This is a genomic window from Tabrizicola sp., assembly GCF_041913445.1.
Classification (GTDB): Bacteria; Pseudomonadota; Alphaproteobacteria; order Rhodobacterales; family Rhodobacteraceae; genus Tabrizicola.
This window is the reverse complement of sequence record NZ_JAYSFG010000005.1, coordinates 65,217-86,946: the sequence shown is the minus strand read 5'-3', so window position 1 is coordinate 86,946 and position 21,730 is coordinate 65,217. Positions and strand designations below refer to the sequence as shown.

Sequence of the window (21,730 nt, the reverse complement as noted above, 5' to 3'; positions counted from 1 at the left end):
GACGAAAGTCAGACGCGTCTGGCCGGGGTCAGCCCCTGCGGCGCGAACTGGGCCTTCTGTCCGCGAGCGTCATAGGTGGTCAGCGTCGGGCCGCGCGTGATCTCGGCCACGCGGAGGCGGGCGGCCTTCACGCCGCGCGTCGCGGCCTCCAAAAGGCGTGCGTTGCGCAGGGCCTTGGTCCGAAGACGCTCGGCCGTGGCGCGGTCCTGCGGGACAGGGGCCGATTCGATCTGCCCGGCCAGGGTGGCGAGTGTGCCCAGATCGCCGGCCAGAAGGGCACCGGCTGCCTGGTCCAGAAGATCCTCAAGCGTTGCCATCTTCGGCCTTCACCATCGAATTGAAGATCATCTCGGCCAGCCCCAGCCCGCCCTGCTGCACCACGAGCTTCGCCTGCTCTTGCCGCAGGAAGGATGTGAACTGTGCCTCGCCTTGACCGCCGCCGAAGGCGCCCTGCATCTCTCCCAGGCCTGAGTGCGACAGCATCTCGGCCAGGAAGGCGGCCTCGAGGTCCTTGGCCTTGGCCATAAGCTGGTCATGGCGCGTGGGGGGCGGAAGGGTGGTCGGTTGAATGTCCATCGGGCCTCCGGGATCGGTCGGATTTTCCGCAACCATGCCGGACGGGGGTAAAGAATGGGTAACCTCTTGGCGGGATAAGGGGGCAGTCCTGGCAGAAAGCGGGAAACCATGCAGCCTGTCCTTGCCCTTGCGCCTCTTGTGACCCCGGTGCCCGAGACGGTGGCCGAAGCCTTGCCCGTGGACGAGGGGGGATTTCTCGCCTCGCTGGAAGCAGAGGCGAAGGGGGCCGACCTGGCGGTCACAGCGCCGGTCATGGTGGTGGCTCCCCTTGCCCCGCCTGTCCTGCCGGACCTTGCCCCGCCTGCTGCGGGCGCCCCGGACAGGGGCGTTGAACCTGCCCTGTCGGGCGATGTGGCATCCGAACTGCCCAAGGCTACACCGCCGATGGCCGACGTGGCGCCTTGGCAGACTGGGCAGGCGGACATCGGGGACAACGGGGCCGCGACGGTGGAGCTTCCGACCAAAGCGGCCCCACCAACCGGACCGGCTTCCCAGGCCTCCGCAACGGTCAGCGTGGACGTGGCGTTGGCGGAGCCGCAGCGCGAAATGGGTAGGGTCGCGGTTCCAGAGAGTCTGCAACAGGTCGTGCAGCCTGGTGCAGGACCTGGTGCTGCGTCGAAGATGGAGCTCCCGGTGCGGGACGGACCTCCGGACACCATCGGTCGACGGGTGACGCCGGCATCGGAATGGATCGCAGGCGGGACACCGAATTCCCCGACTACACCGGATGCACCATCCGGTAGGCCGAAGGCACATGCGGATAGACCAGAGGCGGCGATGCCCGGCATCCCGGCGCGGATGGAGGGCATGGAGCCGCCTGTGGCGGATATCGCGGGCGAAGCCTCGGCCCCGGCAGAAGGTGACGTGCCGAAGGGCGCCCCGGTGCGGCTGATCGGGGATCAGGGCCACCTTCCAGCGCAGGGGAAGGGCGCGACCGCCGTGCCCGACCGCGTACCGGACGACCAGGTGTCAGACCTGCGGACCGCTGGACCGACGCCGCCATTCGCGGCAGAGGTTCCGGAACTCCCGCCGCTGACGGACGGTCCGCTTCGGGAAGGCGCGGCCCGGCCCGGACTTTGGGAAAACCTGTTCCAGGGCCTTTCGTTGCTGCATCTCGCCGAGCGCCGGTCGGTGGCGGAGGTTCGCCTGGGGCTGCCCGGTCGGCCGGAAGCCCTACCCTCCTTTGGCCCGGCGGCTCTGCCTGTTGCCGAAGACGAGGTCGCGGCCAGGCTGGAGTCGACCTCGGCCGAAAAGGTTGACGCCATCCCGATGCCAAAGGCCGAGGCCGCCAAAGCGGTGCTGACTTCCTCGCCAACGCCCACGCCCCAGCCGTTACCCCAACCCGACGCGCCCCCTGGCGATGTCGGCAAGGACGAGGAGCCTTTTGGCCTCCTTGGCGCAGGCAGCATCACGACGGGCGGTCCACCGGCAGGCCAGGCGCACGCCCCCCTGTTGGCCGGCGGCCAGCAGCCGGGGCCGGTGCCGCAGATTGCCGCGCAGATCACCGCCGCCTTGTCGCGCAGTGCGGACGGAGCAACCGAACTTGCGCTGTCGCCGGACGAGCTGGGCCATGTGCGACTTCGGCTGGAGCCGGACGCCGCGAACCCCGACCGGATGGTGGTGATGATCACTTTCGAACGGCCAGAAACGCTGGACCTTTTCCGCCGCCACGTCACCGAACTGGCCGACGCGCTGCGGGCAGCGGGCTATGCCGGGGCCGACATCGGTTTCGGGCAGGGCCAGTCGGGATCGGCGGGGAACGACGCGCCGGGAAGCGGGTCGGCCCATGGCTCCCAAGCCCGTAGCCCATCCGATGCTGCCTTTCCCACCCCACCCACGTCCCCGCCGCAGCTTGCTGCCGGGACATCCCTTGACCTGAGATTGTGAGGCCAGAATGGACATCACCGCGCTGACATCTACCGCACCACCCGCGACGCCCCCGGCGGCGCCGTCGAAGATCACGTCGGATTTCAATACCTTCCTGCGGATGCTGACGGTGCAGATGCAGAACCAGGACCCGCTGAAACCCATCGATTCGGCGGATTACGCGGTACAGCTCGCCACGTTTTCCGGCGTTGAACAGCAGGTGCGGACGAACCAGCTTCTGGCCGACATGCAGGGCAAGTTCCAGCAGCTCGGCATGTCCGAGATGGCAAGCTGGATCGGGAAGGAGGCGCGCTCGCCCGCACCCGTGCTGTACGACGGCCGTCCGGTCACGCTGTCGCCCAACCCGGCCCAAGGCGCGGACCGGGCGGTGCTGGTGGTGAGGGACGCGCAAGGCAACCTCGTCTCGCGTGAGGAGATCCCGGCAAATGCCGAACCCTACCAGTGGCTTGGTGCCGGGGCGGACGGCTCCCCACTCCCTGCCGGCATCTACTCCATAGCTCTGGAAAGCCTGAGCGGAGAGCGGGTGCTTGCGACCACGCCGGTCGAGCATTATGCCCGCGTCATCGAAGCGAAGGGCGGCGGTGCGAACGGGACCCGGTTGGTCCTGGAGGGCGGGATCGAGGTCCCGGCCAGCGACGTAACCGCCTTGCGCGAACCCAGGGCGTAACGCCGGGTCAGTAGAAGCGGTCGAAGCTGACCCCCGCCACAAATGCCAGCGCGAGGGCGATGATCCAGACCAGGGGCGCAACCGACCGCCGGGGCTTTAGGACCACGGTGGCCGGATTGCCCGCGCGGATCAGTTGCGCCTCGACCAGCGCGGGAAGCTTCGGGCCGAACCGGGCCAGCACGCGGGCAGTCTTGACCAGGTCGCGCAGCACGGCCTTAGGGCCGATGGTTTCGCGAATGTAGCGCTCGACGATGGGGCTTGCGACCTGCCAGATGTTGATGTGCGGGTCCAGGGACCGCGCAACGCCTTCCACCACGACCATCGTGCGCTGGAGCAGGATCAACTCGGTCCGCGTCTCCATCCCGAAGCGTTCCGTCACCTCGAAGAGGTAGGACAGAAGCCGCGCCATCGAGATGCGGCTGGCGTCCATGCCGAAGATCGGCTCGCCCACGGCGCGGAGGGCGCGGGCGAATTCGTCGATGTCACGGTCGGGGGGGACATAGCCCGCCTCGAAATGCACCTCGGCGACGCGACGGTAATCCTTGCGGATGAAGCCCATCAGGATCTCGGCATAGACGCGCCGGGTGTATTCGTCGATCCGGCCCATGATGCCGAAGTCATAGGCAATGATGTCGCCGTTCGCCGCGACCTTCAGGTTGCCCTGGTGCATGTCGGCGTGGAAGAAGCCGTCGCGCAGTGCGTGGTTCAGGAAGAGCTGCAGCACCCGCGCGCCCAGAACGGTCCGGTCATGGCCCTGCGCGTCGATCTGGGCATTGTCGTTCAGCCCGATGCCCTCGGCCCAGCCCAGCGTCATCACGCTGCGCCCCGACAGGAACCAGTGCGGCTTCGGAACCTGGAACCCTTCGTCCTTTTCGGTGTTCGCCGCAAACTCGGCCGCGGACGAGCTTTCCAGCCGCAGGTCCAGCTCGCCCATGACCACGCCTTCGAAGTGGCGGATCACCTCGACCGGGCGCAGGCGGCGCGAGAACGGAGCCAGGCGTTCAATCCAGCGGGCGGCAAGGTAGAAGGCGTCGATGTCCTTGCGGAAGGCGCGCTCGATTCCGGGGCGAAGGACCTTGACCGCCACCTCCTCGCCCGTGTCGGCCAGGCGGGCACGGTGGACCTGCGCGATCGAGGCGGCGGCCACGGGTTCGGAGAATTCGGAGAAGAGGGTGGAAACCGGAAGCTCGAGCTCGGCCTCGATCATCGACTTGGCGATCTCGGTCGGGAAGGGCGGCAGCTTGTCCTGCAGGTATTTCAACTGCAGCGCCAGTTCTTCGCCGACGATGTCGGGGCGGGTCGACAGGACCTGGCCGAACTTGATGTAGGCAGGGCCCAGCGCGGTCAGGGCACGGGTCGCGGGGGGCAGCTCGGGGTCGCCTTTCAGGCCCAGCCATTTGAACGGCCAGCCCAGCATCCGCGCGGCAAAGCGCAGGCGGGGCGGCGCGCGGAAGGCTTCGAGCACCACGTCCATGGCACCGGTGCGCTCCAGCGTGGCGCCGGTGCGGATCAGGCGGATGATGTTGTGCGGACCCTTCAAAGTTTCCAGCCGGAATGGAGGGCGGCGATGCCGAGGGAAAGGTTGCGATACTTCACCATCCCGAAGCCCGCCGCCCGGATCATCGTGGCGAAGGTTTCCTGGTCGGGGAACTTGCGGATCGATTCCACGAGATACTGATAGCTGGCGCGGTCGCCCGCGATCACCTGGCCCATGACGGGGATGATGTTGAAGGAATAAAGGTCGTAGACCTTTTGCATCAGGTCGTTCGGGATCTGGCTGAACTCCAGCACCATGAGCCGCCCGCCGGGTTTCAGCACCCGGTAGGCCTCGGACAGCGCGTCGGGGATGCGGGTCACGTTCCGGATGCCGAAGGAGATGGTGTAGACGTCGAAGCTGTTGTCCGGGACGGGCAGCGCCATTGCGTCGCCGACGACCCAATCCAGGCTTTGTGCAAGGCTTTCCGCCTCGGCCCGCTTGCGGCCCTCGATCAGCATGGGTTCGGTCATGTCGCATACGACCGCGCTGGCCCCCGGGGCGCGCTTGAGGAAGCGGAAGGCCACGTCGCCCGTGCCGCCCGCGACGTCGAGAAGCCGCTGGCCGGGCCGCGGCGCCAGCCAGTCCATCATCGCATCCTTCCAGACCCGGTGGATGCCCATCGACATCACGTCGTTCATGATGTCGTACTTGGATGCCACACGCGAAAAGACGCCGTGTACCATCCCGGCCTTTTCCGTTTCGGGCACGTCCTGGAAGCCGAAATGCGTCGTCCTGTCCTCGGTCATCCTACCTGCCCGAAAAAGCCATTCGCCGGGGATATAGCGCTCCGGACCCGCGAAGGGAAACCGCAAACTGCCGCAGGGGTTGCCTGGTAGCCGATTGCACAAGGATGTTGTGGGCTACGCCGCATTGCGGGAAAAGGCGAATGCCGTCCTGCGCGAGGTCTGAATGCCCGAACTGCCCGAGGTCGAAACCGTTCGCCGTGGTCTCCTTCCGGTGCTGGAAGGGGCGACCATCTCCCGGGCCGAGGTCAACCGCCCCGACCTGCGCTGGCCCCTGCCTGAACGGATGGCCGAACGGCTGACCGGACGTCGGGTCACGGCGCTCCGGCGGCGGTCGAAGTACATCCTTGCGGACCTCGACAGCGGCGAGACGCTTCTGGTGCACCTTGGCATGTCGGGCCGGATGCTGATCTCGGGCGCGCAGCTTGGCAGCTTCTACCACGACCACCCCGCACCGCAGAAACATGACCATGTGGTCCTGCACATGGGGAACGGCGCAAGGATCACCTTCAACGACGCCCGCCGCTTCGGCGCGATGGACCTGATGCCGACGGAGCGGGCGGCCGAGCATATGCTTCTGAAGGACCTTGGCCCCGAACCCTTCGGCAACGACTTCAACGAACCCTACCTTGCGGGCCGCCTGAAGGGCCGCAAGACGCCGATCAAGGCCGCGCTGCTGGACCAGCGGATCGTGGCGGGGCTGGGCAACATCTATGTGGCCGAAACGCTCTACCGTGCCCGGATCAGCCCCCTGCGGCTGGCGGGCGACCTGAAACCGCGCCAGGTCCAGGCGCTTGTCCCGACGATCCGCGAGGTGCTGGCCGAGGCCATCGAGGCCGGCGGTTCCTCCTTGCGCGACTTCCGGCAGGCCAATGGCGAGCTTGGCTATTTTTCAAAGCATTTCCAGGTCTATGACCGCGAGGGCGACGCTTGCGAAACCCCCGGCTGCAAGGGCACCATCACCCGCACGGTACAGTCCGGCAGGTCGTCCTTCTGGTGCCCCTCCTGCCAGAGGTGACTTGCCAACGCGACGTTTGGTGCTAGGAGTCCCCAAGACTGCCAGGAAGGAGGCCGACATGGCCTATGAAACGCTGATCGTCGAGGTCGAAGACTACGTCTCGCTGATCCGGCTGAACCGCCCCGACGCCATGAACGCTCTGAACTCGACGCTGATGCGAGAGCTGGCGGCGGCGGTCACGGCGGCGGAAGCCAACGAACGCGTGCGCTGCATCGTCATCACAGGGTCCGAGAAAGCCTTCGCGGCGGGCGCCGACGTGAAGGAGATGGCCGAGAAAAGCTTCATTGACGTCTACTTCGACGACCTGTTCGGCCCGGAGTCCCGCACCATCGCCCAGGCACGCAAGCCGATCATCGCCGCCGTCTCGGGTTATTGCCTTGGCGGCGGATGCGAGCTGGCCATGCTGTGCGATTTTATCATCGCTGCCGACACGGCCAAGTTCGGCCAGCCCGAGATCAACCTTGGCATCGTGGCCGGCATGGGCGGCACCCAGCGGCTGACGCGCGCAGTGGGCAAGTCGAAGTCGATGGACATGCACCTGACCGGCCGCTTCATGGACGCCGCCGAGGCGGAACGCTGCGGACTTGTCTCCCGCGTGGTGCCGGCGAAGAACCTGATCGAAGAGGCCATGAAGGCCGCGCAGAAGATCGTCGAGAAATCGGGCGTCACGGCGATGGTCGTCAAGGAATGCGTGAACCGCGCGCAGGAGACGGGCCTGGCCGAAGGCCTTCTCTTCGAACGCCGGATGTTCCACGCGATGTTCGCGACCGAGGACCAGAAGGAGGGCATGGCCGCCTTCCTGGAAAAGCGCCAGCCGCAGTTCCGCGACCGCTAGGCCCCTGACGGCGGCTGCCACAGCTCGATCGGCGTGCCTTCCGGGTCATGGATTCGGGCGAAAGTGCCGTAACTCCCGTCTCCGTCCCAGTCGGCCCGCGTCTCGACCGCGATCCCGGCCTGCTGCAGCTGCCCGATGAGGCCCGCAAGGTCATCGACCCGCAGGTTCAGCATCCACTGCTTGTCTGCCGCGAAATAGTCGGTGTCGGCCTTGAAGGGCGAAAAGACCGTGGGTCCGGCCTCTTGCATCCAGACGGCGATGTCGGGCTGGGTGATCCCGAGGTGCTGCTGATACCAGGCGTTCAGCGCCGACGGGTCGCGCGCCCGGAAGAAGATGCCGCCGATGCCGGTGACCTTGGCCATGCCTGCCTCCCAAATGGAAAAGGGCCGCCCCACAGGACGACCCTCTCACAGTTCGGGAAAGGCGGAAAGCCTTAGCCGTTGACCACGTCCTTCAGCGCCTTGGCGATGGCGAACTTGACCTGCTTGTCGGCCGGCTTGGTCATGGTCTCGCCCGTCGCGGGGTTGCGGACCTGACGCTCGGGCCGGGCCTTGCAGGCGACCTTGCCGAGACCGGGAATGGTCACGGTGCCGCCAGCGGCGACTTCGCGGGAGACGACCGCGGCGATTGCGTCGAGAGCCGCATTCGCGGTCTTCTTGTCGCCGCCCATCTCTTCGGCAACGGCGGCCACCAGCTGGGTCTTGGTCATCGGTTTGGACATTGGATCATCCTTCGTTGTTATTCGTTTCGTGACTTAAGCACGTATCCGCCCGCAAATGCCGGGCGTCCCCCGTTCCGGGGCCATGGCCCAAACACACGGTTTGAGGGTCAAAATCAACCCAAAAACCACGAAAGTCATGGCATCGGCGGTGTTTTCCACCATTAAAGGAAGGCGGTTTCCTCGAAACTGCGAAGTTTCCGGCTGTGGAGCCGTTCGATGGGCGTATCACGCAGACGCTCCATCGCGCGGATGCCGATCTGCAGGTGGCGGCTGACCTGGGTCTTGTAGAAGTCGGACGCCATGCCGGGCAGCTTCAGCTCTCCGTGCAAGGGCTTGTCACTGACGCAGAGAAGCGTGCCGTAGGGCACCCGGAAGCGGAAACCGTTGGCGGCGATGGTCGCGCTTTCCATGTCCAGAGCGACGGCGCGGGATTGCGACAGGCGGCGCACCGGGCCGGACTGGTCGCGCAGCTCCCAGTTGCGGTTGTCGATGGTGGCGACGGTGCCGGTCCGCATGATGCGCTTCAGCTCATAGCCTTCCAGCTGGGTGACCTCGGCCACGGCCTTTTCCAGCGCGATCTGGATTTCGGCCAGCGCCGGGATCGGGACCCAGACCGGCAGGTCGTCGTCCAGCACGTGATCCTCGCGCAGGTAGGCGTGGGCGAGGACGAAGTCGCCCAGGCTCTGGCTGTTCCGAAGGCCCGCGCAGTGGCCGACCATCAGCCAGGCGTGCGGCCGCAGGACGGCGATGTGGTCGGTGGCGGTCTTGGCGTTCGAGGGGCCGACGCCGATGTTGACCAGCGTGATCCCGTTCCCGTCCGCCCGCTTCAGGTGATAGGTCGGCATCTGCGGCATCTTGGTGACCGGGTGGAGCACCCCGTCCGGCGTCTCGATCACCTGGTTCCCCGTCGCCACGAAGGCCGTGTAGCCGGTGGAGCGGTCCGCCAGCACCGACCGGGCATAGGCTTCGAACTCGTCCACGTAGAACTGGTAGTTGGTGAAGAGGACGTGGTTCTGGAAATGCGTCGGGTCGGTGGCCGTGTAGTGCGACAGGCGGGCCAGCGAATAGTCGACCCGTTGCGCGGTGAACGGGGCCAGGGGCGCCGAGCCGTCGTCGTAGCGGGTCATGACCCCGTTGACGATGTCGTCGTTCGTCGTGACGAGGTCCGGCACGTCGAACACATCACGCAAGGAGAAGTCCATCACCCCTTCCTGCGGGATCGCCACCGCGCTGCCCGAGACGGCGAAGTGGACGGGCATCGGCGTCTCTGACAGGCCCACGTCCACGGAAACCCCGTGGTTGCGGATCAGAAGCTCGATCTGCTGGACCAGGTAGTTGCGGAAGAGGTCGGGCCGCGTTACCGTGGTGGCATAGGTGCCGGGGCTGGAGACATGGCCGAAGGCCAGACGGGTGTCGACCTTGTCGAAGCTGTTGATGGTAATGCGGATTTCCGGGTAGTAGGCCCGGATGCGGCGGCCCGGATGTCCCTTGGACACGGTGCGCAGGAACTGGTCGGACAGGAACTGCGTCGCCTGGGAATACAGCGCCTCCAGCCGGTCCACGGCATCGGCGGCGCTGGTGAAGCTTTCATGCGCCGGGGCTTCGGGGGAAAGGATGGTGTGGGCGTCGTCCATTGCGGGTCCTGCAAATTGATCCGGCATTTAAGCCGGAAGCGGGGACCTTCTGCAAGTGAAGCGATTGTAACGGCTCACGCCGCGCGGAAGAGGGCGATCAGCGCCCGGTCCCCCGCGTGTTCCGCGTCGATCCGGGCCGCAGCCTCGCCATAGACCTGCACCTCGATCTGGTGAAGGTCGGTGATCCTCGCCTCGGCCGCCAATGCCTCCAGCGCCCGGTCGAAGCCCGCGCTGGTCCAGACCCGCCGGTTGATCGACAGCGCGAACTGCGCCTGCGGGCGGGCCACGGCGAGGAGATGCGGCAGCGCCTCGGGTCCCACATGCCCCGCCGTGAAGGTGCCCGACGACACGATCCCGCCATAGCGGCGCGGCAGGGTCAGCGGCTTTGTGATGTCAGCCTGACGCAGCCCCGCATAGATGCGTTTCTCGGCCGCGCGTTCCAGCATCTCGGCCGAGAAATCCACCGCGTCGATCTCGTCCTCGAACCCCATCTGCCGCAAGCTCTCGGCCAAGAGCCCAGTTCCGGCGCCCACATCCAGCACCGGCCCCTGCCCGCGTGAGCCGAGGAAGGCCGCAGCGACATGGGCGGGCAGCAGGTACTGCATCTCGGTGGCGAAGCCCTGGTCGTAGCTCGCCGCCCAGTCGCGGTAATAGGCGAGACAGGCCTCCGGCCCGGTCAGTTCCAGCGCGCCTTTCAGACCCTGGTCCATGTCGCACCTCCCACAGTCCAGCATGGAATGCACCGGCCCGTGCCGCAAGCCCTTGCGCCCCCCGGCCCCCACCCCGATAGTCGCCCCATGTCCACGCTCCTCTCCCTTGGCCACGGCTATTCTGCCCGCGCCCTCGCCCGCCGCCTGGTCCCCCAGGGCTGGCGGATCATCGGCACCACCCGCAACCCGGCCAAGGCCGACCAGTTCCGCGCCGAAGGGGTTGAGCCGCTTCTTTGGCCGGGCGATCTGGAATGGATCCTGGAGGAGGCGACGCACATCCTCTGCTCGGCCGCGCCCGACGCGAAGGGAGACCCGTTCCTGCAGGCCGTGCCCGAGATCGCGAAGTCCAAGGCGGAATGGGTGGGCTATCTGTCCACCACCGGCGTCTACGGCGACCATGACGGCGGCTGGGTGGACGAGGACACGCCCCTGACCCCACAATCCGACCGCGGCCGTCAGCGCGTCCTGGCCGAGGGGCAATGGTGCGCGACCGGCCTGCCGGTCCACATCTTCCGCCTAGCCGGCATCTACGGCCCCGGCCGCGGACCGTTCGAGAAGGTCCGGGACGGCACCGCACGGCGGATCATCAAGCCGGGCCAGGTCTTCAGCCGCATCCACGTCGACGACATCGCGCAGGTGCTGGAAGCCTCGATCCGCCACCCGAATCCAGGAGCCGCCTACAACGTCTGCGACGACAACCCCTGCCCACCGCAAGAGGTGCTCGGCTACGCCGCGCAACTGCTCGGGATGCCCGAACCGCCCGCCGTGCCCTTCGAGGAAGTCGCGCCGACGATGACCCCGATGGCGCTGGGGTTCTACAGTGAATCGAAGAGGGTCCGGAACGACCGGATCAAGGACGAGCTTGGGGTGAAGCTCCTCTACCCCGACTACCCGCAAGGCTTGGCTGCTCTCTTGGCAGGGGGTGACTGAAACGACAAAGGCCGGGGAAACTCCCCGGCCTTCTGGTTTGACGTAAACCGCTCAGACGTAGCGATTCCAGAGGTTCTCCAGCCGCTCCTGCCGCCCGGACTTGGGCTGCGGCTCGATCTTCTCGGCGATGACGCGGGCCGCCGCATCCTCCAGCGAGCCCTTCAGCATCGCCTGGGCCTTGGGGTCCTTCCAGCCGGCATAGCGCTCGGCCTTCGCCGCCTCCATCTCGCCGCTTTCCAGAAGCGCCGCCGCACATTTCAGCGCGCGGGCGCAGGTGTCCATCCCGCCGACATGGGCGAGGATCAGGTCCTCGGGGTCCAGCGACTGGCGGCGGATCTTGGCGTCGAAGTTGGTGCCGCCGGTGCTATAGCCGCCCGCCTTCAGGATCTCGTAGAAGGCCAGCGCCTTTTCGGCGTGGTTGTTTGGGAACTGGTCGGTGTCCCAGCCGGACTGGTAGTCGTTCCGGTTCATGTCGATCGACCCGAAGATCCCCAGCGCCGCCGCAGTGGCGATCTCGTGCTCGAAGGAATGCCCGGCCAGGATCGCGTGACCCTGTTCGATGTTCACCTTCACTTCCTTTTCCAGCCCGAAGTCCTTGAGGAAGCCATAGACCGTCGCGACGTCGTAGTCGTACTGGTGCTTCGACGGCTCCTGCGGCTTCGGTTCGATCAGGACGGTGCCCTTGAAGCCGATCTTGTGCTTGTATTCGACCACCTGCTGCAGGAAGCGGCCCGCGTGGTCGCGCTCGGCCTTGAGGTCGGTGTTCAGCAGCGTCTCATACCCCTCACGCCCGCCCCAGAGGACGTAGTTCGCCCCGCCCAGCCGGTGCGTCACGTCCATGTTCGCCTTCACCGTCGCGGCGGCATAGGCGTAGACATCCGGATCGGGGTTCGTCGCCGCCCCCGACATCCAGCGGCGGTGGCTGAACATGTTCGCCGTGCCCCAGAGGAGCTTGGCTTTGTGCTTGGCCTGCTTCTCGCCGATGTAATCCGCGACTTCGTTCAGGTTCTTCAGCGATTCCGCGAAGGTCGCGCCCTCGGGCCGCATGTCGGCGTCGTGGAAGCAGTAGAAGGGCACGTTCAGGATGTCGAACATCTCGAAGGCCACGTCGGCCTTGAGCTTCGCCAGTGCCATCGTATCGCCGAACCAGGGCCGCTGCAGCGTCTGCCCGCCGAACGGGTCGCCGCCCGGCCAGGCGAAGCTGTGCCAGTAGGCGACGGCAAAGCGCAGGTGGTCTTCCATCCGCTTGCCCAGGACGACTTCGTCCGGGTTGTAGTGGCGGAAGGCGAATTCGTTGGTGGAGGACGGGCCCTCGTATTTGATGGCAGGGATGCCTTTGAAGAAGTCGGTCATGTCAGGTCCTTGATGGCAGATTGGGCGGCGCGGAACCGGGCATGGCCCGCGTCAAAGGCGTCCTTGAGGGAAGGATCGGGGTCGATGGTGCGGGCGATCTGCGGGAGGGTGGCAACTTCCGCCCCTGCACCGGTGGCGGCCATAAGGCCAAGGCGCGCGGCCCCGAAGGCCCCGCCAAAGTCGCCCGCCACGGGAAGCTGGACGGGGCAGTCCAGAGCCGTCGCGATCAGCTTCAGCCAGTAGTCGGACTTGGAGCCGCCACCCACGGCCAGCAGGTTCTCCAGCCGCGTGCCGGTCGCCGCCAGCGCATCGCGGCTGTCGCGGATGGCATAGGTCACGCCCTCCAGCACCGCCCGGGTAGCGGCCTTGCGGTCGGTGGCATGCTCCAGCCCGGTGAAGGCCCCGCGCACGCTGGCCGAGTTCAGCGGGGTCCGCTCGCCGCCGAGGTAGGGCAGGAAGATCGTCTTGCCGGGAGCCTGCAGTGCGCCGAGTTCGCCGGTCAGTCGCGCCGCATCGGTGCCGATCAGTTTGGCGTACCAGTTCAGCGCATCGGTCGCGGCCAAGATCACGCCCATCTGGTGCCAGGTGTCCGGCAGCGCATGGCAGAAGGTGTGCACCGCCGTCGCCGGATCGGGCTGGTAGCCGTCGTTCGCAGCGAAGAGCACGCCCGACGTGCCCAGCGACACGAAAGCCTCGCCCGCCCGTACCACGCCGACGCCCACGCCTGAGGCCGCGTTGTCCCCGCCGCCACCCGCCACGACCACGCCCTTTGGCAGGCCCCAGCGGGTGGACAGCGCCTCGCGCAGATAGCCCGAAACCTGAGACCCTTCGACAAGGCTTGGCATGTGGCTGCGGTCGAGCCCCGTCGCCTGCAACAACTCGTCCGACCAATCGCGCTTGCCGGTATCCAGCCAGGAGGTACCGGCGGCATCGGACATCTCGCCCACATGCTCTCCGGTCAGCCAGAGCCGCAGGTAGTCCTTCGGCAGAAGGACCTTCGCCAGCCGATCCCGGATCGCCGGTTCATGCTTCGCGACCCAGACCACCTTGGGGGCCGTGAAGCCCGGGAAGACGATATTTCCCGTCAGCCGCCGGAACATCGGATCGCCGTCGAGTTCCGCCGCCTCTTCATGGCTGCGGGTGTCGTTCCACAGGATGCAGGGGCGCAGGACCTCGTCCCGCGCATCCAGCAGCGTCGCGCCGTGCATGTGACCCGACAGGCCGATCCCGCGGACCCCGGACAAGGGCTTCTGCGCCGCCAGCCGGTCAAACACCGTCTCGGCCGCCGAAATCCAGTCCGAGGGGGCCTGCTCGCTCCACCCTTCATGGGGGCGTTGCACCGTAAGCGGGGCCGTGGCCTCGGCCAGGACCGCCTGGTCCTCGCCGATGAGAATCCCCTTCAGACCCGAGGTCCCGAGATCAAGCCCGATATACATCACGCGGCCAGGTGCTGGGGCTTCTTGCCCAGGATGATCATGCCCAGGATGTCGTCGTCCGTGACTTCGTTCACGTTCACCGTGCCGACCAGCTGGCCGTTCTTCATGACGGATGCCCGGTCGCAGAGCTTCATGACGTTGTGAATGTCATGCTCGATCAGGAAGATGCCCAGGCCCTGCGCCTTCAGCTCCTGGATCAACTCGGCCACCATCTGGGTCTCGTGCGGACCCAAAGCCGCGGTCGGTTCGTCCATGATCAGGATCTTGGCGTTGAAGTAGACCGCGCGGGCGATGGCGACCGACTGGCGCTGGCCGCCCGACAGCATGTTCACCGGCACGTTGAACTTGCGGAAGTTGGGGTTAAGCCGCCCCATGATCTTCCGCGTCTCGGCCTCCATCTTCGACTCGTCCACGAAGCCGAAGCTGTTCACCAGCTCGCGCCCCAGGAACAGGTTCGACGCCGCATCCAGATTGTCCGCCAGCGCGAGCGTCTGGTAGATCGTCTCGATGTTCTGGGCGCGGGCGTCGCGGGGATCGTTGATCTCGACTTCCTTGCCGTTGATCAGGATCTGCCCGCTGTCCTTCTTGTAGGCCCCCGACAGGCACTTGATCAGCGTCGACTTGCCCGCGCCGTTGTGGCCCAGAAGGCCCACGACCTCGCCCGGGTAAAGGTCGACCGTCACGTGATCGACGGCCTTGATCCCCCCGAAGGAAATCGAGATGTCGCGCAGTTCGACAAGCGGGGTTCCGGTTCTGTCTACCATGATGTCAGCCCCTTACTTGATGCGTTTGCGGTAAACGATGTCGAGCCAGACGGCCAACACCAGTGCGATGCCGATCACGATGCGCTGGTAGGACCCGTCGCCGAAGCCGATCAGCACCATGCCGGTCTGCAGGGAGGTCAGGATCAGCGCCCCGATGATCGCGCCGTAGATCGTGCCGACGCCCCCGGCCAAGGAGGTGCCGCCGACCACGGCCGCCGCGATGACGTAAAGCTCGTCGAGGTTGCCCATCGCGTTGGTGGCGCTGTTCTGACGGGCGGCACCAATGACGGCGGCCACACCGGCCAGAGCGCCCATCAGGGTGAAGATCTTCACCGTCATGGCGCGCGTGTTGATGCCCGACAGGGCCGCGGCCTCGGGATTGCCACCGATGGCGAAGACATAGCGGCCAAAGCGGGTGCGGGTCATCAGGATCGTCATGCCGATGGCCACGAAGATCATGATCAGCACGGGGTAGGCGAAGCCGTGGCCGAAGCTGGCGCAGACGTCGCTGTAGATGTCGCCGCCGCGCTCGGCACAGGCCGGAACCTCCTGGCCCAAAGCCTGGTAGTACTTCTGGATGTTGCCCGTCGGCCAGATGTAGGAGTTGACGATGGTCGTCGCGCCCAGGATCACGGCACAAACCAGGCCGATCACGAAGGTCTCGGCCCAGACGGGGCGCTGCGCAAAGCCGTGGGTCTTGCGCGCCTTGCGACCGCTGAGGAAGGCCCAGACGACGAAGACGCAGGCGATCACGGCGAAGATCCAGCTTCCGGTCTTGCCGAGCGCCCCGAAGGACCCGCCGCCGATCAGCGCGAAGGTGTCATCCAGAGGGGCAATCGTCTTGCCGCCCGCGACGAGGAAGGCCGCGCCGCGCCAGACCAGAAGGCCGCCCAGCGTGACGATGAAGGACGGGATGCCCAAGAAGGCGATCAGCACGCCCTGGAAGGCCCCGATCAGCGCGCCCATCGCGATGCCGAAGATCACCGTGATGATCCAGATCGACGGATGGCCAAGGCCAAGGGCCGGTGTCAGGTATTCCACCTGCAGAAGGCCCATGTACATGCCGACCATGCCCATGATCGAGCCCACGGACAGGTCGATGTTCCGGGTGATGATGACCAGCACCATCCCCGTCGCCATGATGCCGATGTAGGCGGTCTGGACCGAGAGGTTCCACAGGTTACGGGGGGTCAGGAAGCCGTTCGCCTCGGCCTGGCTTGCGCCCAGAAGCAGCGAGGGGCGGCCCAGCACGAAGGTCGAATAGGCCTCGAATGCGACCCAGATCAGCAGAAGCGCGCCGACCATGCCCAGAAGGCGGGGGTCGATCTCGGTCGCGCGGAGAAAGCGGGTGAACCCACCCTCGTTCGGCGCGTGGATCGTCGGGGATTGGGGTGTAGCGGTCATGTCCTCGTCCAGCCTGAGAGGGATGGGGCTGTGCCGGAACCGGGCGCGTCCATGCGCACCATCACGCCCCTGAATGCGGGCGACGGACCAGCCAGAGAGAAAGGGGGTGGCGCCGCCCCTTGGGGACGGCGCCGGATGGTCAGATCACTGGCAGGCAGCGACGTCGGGCAGAGCGCCTTCGCAAGCCTGTTCCTTGGTGATGTGGCCCGCGTCGATGGCAACGCCGATCGTTTCCTTGGTGATCGGGGTCGGGGAAAGGAGGATGGCGTTCATTTCAACGCCCTTCTCGCCGCCCGAGAACTTGGTCGCGCCCGGAACGGCGTCGAGAGCCGCCCCGTCGGCCAGAGCCGAGGCGATTTCGCCGGCGGCCTTGCCCAGCTGACGAGCGTCCTTCCAGACCGACACGGTCTGGGTGCCGCGCGCAACGCGGTTGATCGCGGCAAGGTCACCGTCCTGGCCACCCAGCGGAACGTTCAGGCCCTGAGCCGCGAGAGCCGCAGCAGCGCCACCGGCCATGCCGTCGTTCTGCGACAGAACGGCGTCAACGGCGTTGTTGTTGGCGGTCAGGATCTGTTCCATGTTCTTCTGGGCGTTCTCGGGCTTCCAGCCGTCCGAGTTCGCTTCGCCGACGATCACGATGTCGCCGGCGGCCACGGCAGCGCCGATGACTTCTTCCATGCCCTGACGCAGGAAGCCGACGTTCGGGTCACCCGGGTCGCCCTTGATGATCGCGTAGTTGCCCTTCGGCGCGACCTTGAAGACCTCTTCCGCGATGATGCGGCCGACGCCGACGTTGTCGAAGGTCAGGTAGAAGGTGCGGTCGTCTTCGATCAGGCGGTCATAGCCCACGACCGGGATGCCTTCGGCAGCGGCCTTCTCGATGGCCGGCCCGATGGCGTCCTTGTCCCAGGCGTTGATGACGAGCGCGTCCACGCCCTGGGCGATCAGCGCGTCGATGTCCGACAGCTGCTTTTCGGCGGACGACTGGGCGTCGGCCGAGACGTAGGTGTTCCCGGCGGCTTCGATCGCGGCCTTCATCGCGGCTTCGTCGATCTTCCAGCGCTCTTCCTGGAACTGGGCCCAGCTCACGCCGATGACCTTGCCCTCGGCCAGCGCGGCCGACGAAAAGCCGGTCACCGCCAGAACGGCGGCGAGAATTGCGGTACGCATGTGTAACCTCCCTAGTGTATCGGCCAGCAGATGGCCGGCCCGGCAGATTCGCCGTGACAGGCGCGAATGTGCCGTGAATAATTTCAGTTGTCAAAAATAAAACGCCGGCACGAGCGACCGCGCCGGCGCTTTCCGGATTACTGGCAGGCCTCTACGGTGGGCAGAGCGCCCCGGCAGACATCCTGCTGCGTGACGTGGTCGGCGTCGATCACGACGTCCAGGTTCTCGGCCGTGACCGGCGTAGGAGTCAGAAGGATCGCCCAGACCGGAATGCCCTTCTCGCCCCCCGTGAACTGCGTGGCATCAGGGATCAGGTTCATCGGCGTTCCCTCGGCCAGAAGGCCCGCGATCTCGCCCGCGCGCTTCGCCAGCTCGAAGTTGTTCTTCCAGACGGAGACCGTCTGCAGCCCCTGCGCGACGCGGTTCAGCGCCGCCTTGTCGCCGTCCTGGCCGCCCACCGGCACCGAAAGCCCCGCGGCCGTCAGCGCCTCGATGGCAGCGCCCGCCATGCCGTCGTTCTGCGCCAGCACCGCGTCCACCTGGTTGCCGCTGTCGGCCAGGATCTTCTCCATCACCGCCTTGGCGTTCTCGGGCTTCCAGCCATCGGCATGGGCCTCGCCCACGATCTTGATCTGCCCGCCGGCAACGGCAGCCCCAATGACCTCTTCCATGCCCTGACGCAGGAACATGCTGTTCGCATCGCTGGGATCGCCAAGGATGATGGCATAATTGCCCTCAGGCTGCGCCTGCTTGACGATGGCTGCGATCAGTCGCCCGACGCCCACGTTGTCGAAGGTCAGGTAGAAGACCCGCTCATCCTCGATCATCCGGTCGTAGCCCAGGATCGGAACTCCCGCCTCTGCTGCACGGTCGACGCCGGGGCCGATGGCCTCCTTGTCGACGGGCTGGATGATCAGAGCGTCAACGCCCTCGGCCACCAACTTCTCGATGTCGCGCAGCTGCTGCTCGGCCGACCCGCCCGCGTTGGTCGGGATGTATTCGTTGCCCTGGCGTTCGATCATCGACCGCATCGCGGTGGCATCCCAGCGCCAGCGTGCCTCCTGAAAGTCGCCCCAGGCGACGCCGATCTTCTTGCCTTCCGCGAAAGACGGGGCTGCGAGACCCGTGAAGACAAGAGCTGCAGCAAGAATGAGGCTGCGCATGGGAAACTCCTCCAAAGATGGACCGGACCAACGCTACCGCTTAAGTTGAGCCGAACTGCGGCTCCACGCTTGCCACAACAATTTCAGTTGTCAAAATAAATCGTCTGACAGAAGCTGGGCACTCGCGAGTGTCGGGGCAAATCCGGCGAAAATACGGTAAAGGCGTGGCGCGGCCTGCCACAATCGGCCGTGATTACTTCGGGGGTCGAACAAATGCTGTCCAAAGCGACCCGGCCTGCCAGCAGCGACGGACGCAAGGGCGTGGGTCCCTTGATCCCGCCGCTGACCGAAAGCCAGCGCCCGCTGCGGCAGCAGGTCTTCGAACTGGTCCGTGCTGCCGGACTGATTCCCCGGGTGCAGCTGGCCAAGGACCTCGGCGTCAGCCCGGCCTCGGTGACCACCATCTCCTCGGAACTGATCGAGGCGGGGCTCATCGAAGAGGTCGCCGCCCCCCGCGACAATGACGCCGGCCGTGGCCGCCCCGCCGTGGCCCTGGGGGTCCGCGCCCAGGCGCACCGGGTCGCCGGGATGAAGCTTTCCGACCGCGAGCACACCGCCGTCATCGTCGACTTCGCCGGAAAGCTTATCGCCGACGACGCCATCCCCCGCCACCCGGGCCCGATGTCCCTGCCCGAGATCCTGGAGGCCATCGAAACCCTTCTCGCCCGGGTCTGCGCCAAGGCGGGGGTGGACCGCGCCGACCTGTCCGCCGTCGGCATCGGCCTTCCAGGCTTCGTCGACTGCGCCGAGGGCACGGTCTTCTGGTCCTCGATACTGGCCGAGCGCAACGTCCCCATCGCCGCCGCCGCCACCGCGCGGCTGGGCCTGCCCGCCTACGTGGACAACGACGCCAACCTCGTTGCCCTGGCCGAGCTCTGGTTCGGCGCGGGCCGCAGCCTGTCGGATTTTGCCGTCGTGACCATCGAACACGGCGTCGGCATGGGCTTCGTCATGAACCATCGCATCTACCGCGGCGCGCAGCGCCTGGGGATGGAGCTGGGGCACATGAAGGTGCAGCTCGACGGCGCGCTCTGCCGCTGCGGCCAGCGTGGTTGCATCGAGGCCTACGTGGCCGACTATGCGCTGGCACGTGAGGCGACGACGGCGCTGAACTGGGGCCACAAGGAAAGCCAGCCGATCAACGTCCTGCTCGAAAGCCTCTACGACCATGCCAAGGCGGGCAACGTCACGGCGAAGTCGATCTTCCGCCGCGCCGGACGCTACCTGGCCCTCGGCCTCTCCAACGTCGTGAACCTCTTCGACCCCTCGCTGATCATCCTGTCGGGCGAACGGATGCGCTACGACTACCTCTACGCCGCCGAGACGCTGGACGAGATGGAGAACCTGGCCATCAACACCGGCCGCCCCCGCCCGCCGATCGAGATCCACGCCTGGGGCGACCTCCTTTGGGCGCACGGCGCGGCGGCGCTGGCCCTGTCGGAAGTGACCGAGGCGATCCTGTCGCCCGCCACGCGCGAGATCGCCGCGCAGTAACCCGCAAGGACCCCAGATGGACCAGATCGACCGCATCCTTTCCGCTGCGCCCTTCAACCTTGACCCCGCAGCGCGCGACTGGGTGCGGACCACGCTTGCGGACATGGACCGCGCCGCCAAAGTCCGGCAGCTCTTCGTCCACATCTGCTTCGGCACCGGGCCCGAGGTGGTGGACCGCATCACCGCCCTCGCCCCCGCCGGGATCACCAAGTTCTTCGGCCCCGATGGCCGGGCCGAGCTTGACACGCTCGACGCCCTTCGTGCCGCCGCTGGCATCCCCTACCTCGTCAGCTCCGACCTTGAAGGCAGCCGGATGAGCCCCTCCTTCGGGACCGAGGTGCCGAACCCCCTGGCCCTTGCCGCCGTTGACGACGTCCAGGCCTCCGCCACCATCGCCCGGATCATGGCCGAGGAAGCCCGCGCCGCGGGGATCAACTGGTCCTTCACCCCCGTCCTCGACATCAACGCGCTCTTCCGCTCGCCCATCGTCGCCACCCGCGGCCTTGGCTCCGACCCCGCCCGCATCCGCGACCACGCGCTGGCCCATATCCGCGAACTGCAGGCCGCCGGCGTCGCCGCCACCGTCAAGCACTGGCCGGGCGAGGGGCACGACGACCGCGACCAGCACCTCGTCACCACGATCAACCCCCTTTCCATCGAGGATTGGCACGCCACCCACGGCGCGTTGTACCGCGCGGCTATCGAGGCTGGCGTCATGTCGGTCATGTCCGCCCACATTGCCTTCCCGGCCTATGTGCTGGCGCGTGACCCTGATGCGGGGCTCGAGGCCTACCGCCCCGCCTCGACCTCGCGCCTGTTGAACCAGACCCTCCTGCGCGAGGAGATGGGGTTCAACGGCCTCATCGTCTCGGACGCGACGCCGATGGCGGGCCTTGGGGCCTGGGCGCATCGGGATGTGGCCCTGCCCGAGGTGGTGTCCTCCGGCTGCGACATCATCCTCTTCTCCGACGAGCCCGAGGCCGACATTGCCCGTATCGAGGCCGCGCTGGACGACGGCCGGATCACCGCCGACCGCCTCGACGAGGCAATGGTCCGCGTCCTGGGCCTGAAAGCCGCTCTTGGCCTGCACCGCGACGGCACGGTCCCGGCGGATCGCGCGAAGCTTGCCACCCCCGCCAGCGCCGAGGCCGCCCGCAAGGTAACCGCCCGCGCCCCGACGCTGGTGAAGGACGTGCAAGGCATCCTGCCCCTCTCGCCCCAGCACCACCGCCGGGTCCTGATCTACTCCACCGGGATCGTCACGCCGCTGCATGGCGAAGGCATGCCGATGATCTTCCCCGACCTCCTCCGCGCCGAGGGGTTCGAGGTCACGCTCTACGACCCCGCCACCCGCCCCGACCCGCGCCAGTTCGATCTGGTGCTGTATGTCATGGCCGAAGAGACGCTTCTGACCCGGGGCCGCATCTTCCTGGACTGGAACCGCCTTACGGGCGGGATGCATGGCGCGATGGCCCGGCACTGGCACGAGGTGCCGACGGCGCTCATTTCCTTCGGCTATCCCTACTACCTCTACGACGCCCCGCGCCTGCCCTGCGTGGTCAATGCCTATGCCACGATGGATTCGATGCAGCGCGCGACGCTGGACTGCCTTTTGGGCCGGGCCGAGTTCCAGGGAAAGAACCCCGTAGACCCCTTCTGTGGCCAGCCCGACGCCCGCTTCTGAACGC

At 66.8% G+C, this 21,730-nt stretch carries 21 protein-coding genes; 7 read left to right on the top strand and 14 right to left on the bottom strand.

Features of this window, described 5'->3' with window-relative positions:
- Positions 1-8: 8 nt before the first annotated feature.
- On the bottom strand, positions 9-317 hold the full coding sequence (locus tag ACE3Q6_RS08065) for a flagellar biosynthesis protein FlgN (RefSeq protein ID WP_374430758.1): 309 nt from the start codon (positions 315-317) through the stop codon (positions 9-11).
- A complete protein-coding gene (locus ACE3Q6_RS08060) occupies positions 304-576 on the bottom strand; it encodes a rod-binding protein (RefSeq protein ID WP_374430755.1) in 273 nt (90 codons plus the stop codon). The genes ACE3Q6_RS08065 and ACE3Q6_RS08060 overlap by 14 nt, the downstream gene beginning before the upstream one ends.
- A 108-nt stretch (positions 577-684) precedes the next feature.
- On the opposite strand from ACE3Q6_RS08060, the gene ACE3Q6_RS08055 reads away from it, so the two are divergent.
- Together ACE3Q6_RS08055 and ACE3Q6_RS08050 are read left to right on the top strand one after the other, a co-directional pair.
- Entirely contained in the window at positions 685-2,463 is a 1,779-nt protein-coding gene (locus ACE3Q6_RS08055) for a flagellar hook-length control protein FliK (RefSeq protein WP_374430752.1), read from the top strand.
- A gap of 7 nt (positions 2,464-2,470) precedes the next feature.
- On the top strand, positions 2,471-3,130 hold the full coding sequence (locus ACE3Q6_RS08050) for a flagellar hook capping FlgD N-terminal domain-containing protein (protein ID WP_374430747.1): 660 nt from the start codon (positions 2,471-2,473) through the stop codon (positions 3,128-3,130).
- Between the two features lie 7 nt (positions 3,131-3,137).
- On the opposite strand, the gene ubiB is transcribed toward ACE3Q6_RS08050, so the two are convergent.
- Positions 3,138-4,670, bottom strand: coding sequence for a 2-polyprenylphenol 6-hydroxylase (ubiB, locus tag ACE3Q6_RS08045; protein WP_374430743.1), 1,533 nt, complete (start codon positions 4,668-4,670; stop codon positions 3,138-3,140).
- The gene (gene ubiE, locus ACE3Q6_RS08040) at positions 4,667-5,413 is read right to left on the bottom strand and encodes a bifunctional demethylmenaquinone methyltransferase/2-methoxy-6-polyprenyl-1,4-benzoquinol methylase UbiE (RefSeq protein WP_374430739.1); all 747 of its coding nucleotides are present in this window, start codon (positions 5,411-5,413) and stop codon (positions 4,667-4,669) included. The genes ubiB and ubiE overlap by 4 nt, the downstream gene beginning before the upstream one ends.
- 163 nt (positions 5,414-5,576) lie before the next feature.
- Here ubiE and mutM point away from each other — a divergent pair, with 163 nt between their 5' ends.
- Together mutM and ACE3Q6_RS08030 are read left to right on the top strand one after the other, a co-directional pair.
- Positions 5,577-6,428: a bifunctional DNA-formamidopyrimidine glycosylase/DNA-(apurinic or apyrimidinic site) lyase gene (mutM, locus tag ACE3Q6_RS08035; RefSeq protein WP_374430734.1), complete on the top strand. Its 852-nt coding sequence runs from the start codon at positions 5,577-5,579 to the stop codon at positions 6,426-6,428.
- A 58-nt stretch (positions 6,429-6,486) separates the two neighbouring features.
- A complete protein-coding gene (locus ACE3Q6_RS08030) occupies positions 6,487-7,263 on the top strand; it encodes an enoyl-CoA hydratase (protein ID WP_374430730.1) in 777 nt (258 codons plus the stop codon).
- Here ACE3Q6_RS08030 and ACE3Q6_RS08025 read toward each other — a convergent pair.
- The 4 genes from ACE3Q6_RS08025 to ACE3Q6_RS08010 form a co-directional block, all read right to left on the bottom strand.
- Positions 7,260-7,625, bottom strand: coding sequence for a VOC family protein (locus ACE3Q6_RS08025; RefSeq protein WP_374430725.1), 366 nt, complete (start codon positions 7,623-7,625; stop codon positions 7,260-7,262). The genes ACE3Q6_RS08030 and ACE3Q6_RS08025 overlap by 4 nt on opposite strands.
- 71 nt (positions 7,626-7,696) lie before the next feature.
- Positions 7,697-7,984 carry an HU family DNA-binding protein gene (locus ACE3Q6_RS08020; protein WP_374430722.1) on the bottom strand — a complete coding sequence of 96 codons (288 nt, stop codon included), beginning with the start codon at positions 7,982-7,984 and terminating at the stop codon, positions 7,697-7,699.
- Positions 7,985-8,145: 161 nt separating this feature from the next.
- Positions 8,146-9,618, bottom strand: a complete 1,473-nt coding sequence (locus tag ACE3Q6_RS08015; RefSeq protein ID WP_374430718.1) for an AMP nucleosidase — start codon at positions 9,616-9,618, stop codon at positions 8,146-8,148.
- A gap of 74 nt (positions 9,619-9,692) precedes the next feature.
- Positions 9,693-10,328: a class I SAM-dependent methyltransferase gene (locus ACE3Q6_RS08010; protein ID WP_374430713.1), complete on the bottom strand. Its 636-nt coding sequence runs from the start codon at positions 10,326-10,328 to the stop codon at positions 9,693-9,695.
- A gap of 87 nt (positions 10,329-10,415) precedes the next feature.
- Between ACE3Q6_RS08010 and ACE3Q6_RS08005 the strand changes: the two genes are divergently transcribed.
- Complete coding sequence (locus ACE3Q6_RS08005) at positions 10,416-11,258, top strand: SDR family oxidoreductase (RefSeq protein ID WP_374430709.1); 843 nt, start codon at positions 10,416-10,418, stop codon at positions 11,256-11,258.
- 51 nt (positions 11,259-11,309) lie between these two features.
- Here ACE3Q6_RS08005 and xylA read toward each other — a convergent pair whose 3' ends face one another.
- The 6 genes from xylA to ACE3Q6_RS07975 form a co-directional block, all read right to left on the bottom strand.
- Positions 11,310-12,611: a xylose isomerase gene (xylA, locus tag ACE3Q6_RS08000; RefSeq protein WP_374430706.1), complete on the bottom strand. Its 1,302-nt coding sequence runs from the start codon at positions 12,609-12,611 to the stop codon at positions 11,310-11,312.
- Positions 12,608-14,047: a xylulokinase gene (gene xylB / locus ACE3Q6_RS07995; protein ID WP_374430697.1), complete on the bottom strand. Its 1,440-nt coding sequence runs from the start codon at positions 14,045-14,047 to the stop codon at positions 12,608-12,610. Before xylB ends, xylA begins: the two co-directional genes overlap by 4 nt.
- Positions 14,047-14,811, bottom strand: coding sequence for an ATP-binding cassette domain-containing protein (locus ACE3Q6_RS07990; RefSeq protein WP_374430694.1), 765 nt, complete (start codon positions 14,809-14,811; stop codon positions 14,047-14,049). Before ACE3Q6_RS07990 ends, xylB begins: the two co-directional genes overlap by 1 nt.
- Before the next feature lie 12 nt (positions 14,812-14,823).
- Complete coding sequence (locus ACE3Q6_RS07985) at positions 14,824-16,215, bottom strand: sugar ABC transporter permease (RefSeq protein WP_374430688.1); 1,392 nt, start codon at positions 16,213-16,215, stop codon at positions 14,824-14,826.
- Positions 16,216-16,359: 144 nt separating this feature from the next.
- Positions 16,360-17,385 carry a substrate-binding domain-containing protein gene (locus ACE3Q6_RS07980; protein WP_374430686.1) on the bottom strand — a complete coding sequence of 342 codons (1,026 nt, stop codon included), beginning with the start codon at positions 17,383-17,385 and terminating at the stop codon, positions 16,360-16,362.
- Between the two features lie 137 nt (positions 17,386-17,522).
- A complete protein-coding gene (locus ACE3Q6_RS07975) occupies positions 17,523-18,548 on the bottom strand; it encodes a substrate-binding domain-containing protein (protein ID WP_374430680.1) in 1,026 nt (341 codons plus the stop codon).
- Positions 18,549-18,761: 213 nt separating this feature from the next.
- On the opposite strand from ACE3Q6_RS07975, the gene ACE3Q6_RS07970 reads away from it, so the two are divergent.
- Both ACE3Q6_RS07970 and ACE3Q6_RS07965 read left to right on the top strand, forming a co-directional pair.
- Positions 18,762-20,042 carry an ROK family protein gene (locus tag ACE3Q6_RS07970; RefSeq protein WP_374430676.1) on the top strand — a complete coding sequence of 427 codons (1,281 nt, stop codon included), beginning with the start codon at positions 18,762-18,764 and terminating at the stop codon, positions 20,040-20,042.
- A 16-nt stretch (positions 20,043-20,058) separates the two neighbouring features.
- Positions 20,059-21,726 carry a glycoside hydrolase family 3 protein gene (locus ACE3Q6_RS07965; protein ID WP_374430671.1) on the top strand — a complete coding sequence of 556 codons (1,668 nt, stop codon included), beginning with the start codon at positions 20,059-20,061 and terminating at the stop codon, positions 21,724-21,726.
- Positions 21,727-21,730 lie beyond the last annotated feature (4 nt).

Bases quoted from the DNA above. Each gene is read 5' to 3' on its own strand.
- xylB (WP_374430697.1), bottom strand. From the start codon at position 14,047: ATGTATATCGGGCTTGATCTCGGGACCTCGGGTCTGAAGGGGATTCTC.
- ACE3Q6_RS08025 (WP_374430725.1), bottom strand. From the start codon at position 7,625: ATGGCCAAGGTCACCGGCATCGGCGGCATCTTCTTCCGGGCGCGCGAC.
- ACE3Q6_RS08060 (WP_374430755.1), bottom strand. From the start codon at position 576: ATGGACATTCAACCGACCACCCTTCCGCCCCCCACGCGCCATGACCAG.
- ACE3Q6_RS08005 (WP_374430709.1), top strand. From the start codon at position 10,416: ATGTCCACGCTCCTCTCCCTTGGCCACGGCTATTCTGCCCGCGCCCTC.
- ACE3Q6_RS08020 (WP_374430722.1), bottom strand. From the start codon at position 7,984: ATGTCCAAACCGATGACCAAGACCCAGCTGGTGGCCGCCGTTGCCGAA.
- ACE3Q6_RS08050 (WP_374430747.1), top strand. From the start codon at position 2,471: ATGGACATCACCGCGCTGACATCTACCGCACCACCCGCGACGCCCCCG.
- ACE3Q6_RS08055 (WP_374430752.1), top strand. From the start codon at position 685: ATGCAGCCTGTCCTTGCCCTTGCGCCTCTTGTGACCCCGGTGCCCGAG.
- ACE3Q6_RS08015 (WP_374430718.1), bottom strand. From the start codon at position 9,618: ATGGACGACGCCCACACCATCCTTTCCCCCGAAGCCCCGGCGCATGAA.
- ACE3Q6_RS08065 (WP_374430758.1), bottom strand. From the start codon at position 317: ATGGCAACGCTTGAGGATCTTCTGGACCAGGCAGCCGGTGCCCTTCTG.
- ACE3Q6_RS07975 (WP_374430680.1), bottom strand. From the start codon at position 18,548: ATGCGCAGCCTCATTCTTGCTGCAGCTCTTGTCTTCACGGGTCTCGCA.
- xylA (WP_374430706.1), bottom strand. From the start codon at position 12,611: ATGACCGACTTCTTCAAAGGCATCCCTGCCATCAAATACGAGGGCCCG.
- ACE3Q6_RS08010 (WP_374430713.1), bottom strand. From the start codon at position 10,328: ATGGACCAGGGTCTGAAAGGCGCGCTGGAACTGACCGGGCCGGAGGCC.
- ACE3Q6_RS07970 (WP_374430676.1), top strand. From the start codon at position 18,762: ATGCTGTCCAAAGCGACCCGGCCTGCCAGCAGCGACGGACGCAAGGGC.
- ACE3Q6_RS07965 (WP_374430671.1), top strand. From the start codon at position 20,059: ATGGACCAGATCGACCGCATCCTTTCCGCTGCGCCCTTCAACCTTGAC.
- ACE3Q6_RS07985 (WP_374430688.1), bottom strand. From the start codon at position 16,215: ATGACCGCTACACCCCAATCCCCGACGATCCACGCGCCGAACGAGGGT.
- ubiE (WP_374430739.1), bottom strand. From the start codon at position 5,413: ATGACCGAGGACAGGACGACGCATTTCGGCTTCCAGGACGTGCCCGAA.
- ACE3Q6_RS08030 (WP_374430730.1), top strand. From the start codon at position 6,487: ATGGCCTATGAAACGCTGATCGTCGAGGTCGAAGACTACGTCTCGCTG.
- ACE3Q6_RS07980 (WP_374430686.1), bottom strand. From the start codon at position 17,385: ATGCGTACCGCAATTCTCGCCGCCGTTCTGGCGGTGACCGGCTTTTCG.
- ACE3Q6_RS07990 (WP_374430694.1), bottom strand. From the start codon at position 14,811: ATGGTAGACAGAACCGGAACCCCGCTTGTCGAACTGCGCGACATCTCG.
- mutM (WP_374430734.1), top strand. From the start codon at position 5,577: ATGCCCGAACTGCCCGAGGTCGAAACCGTTCGCCGTGGTCTCCTTCCG.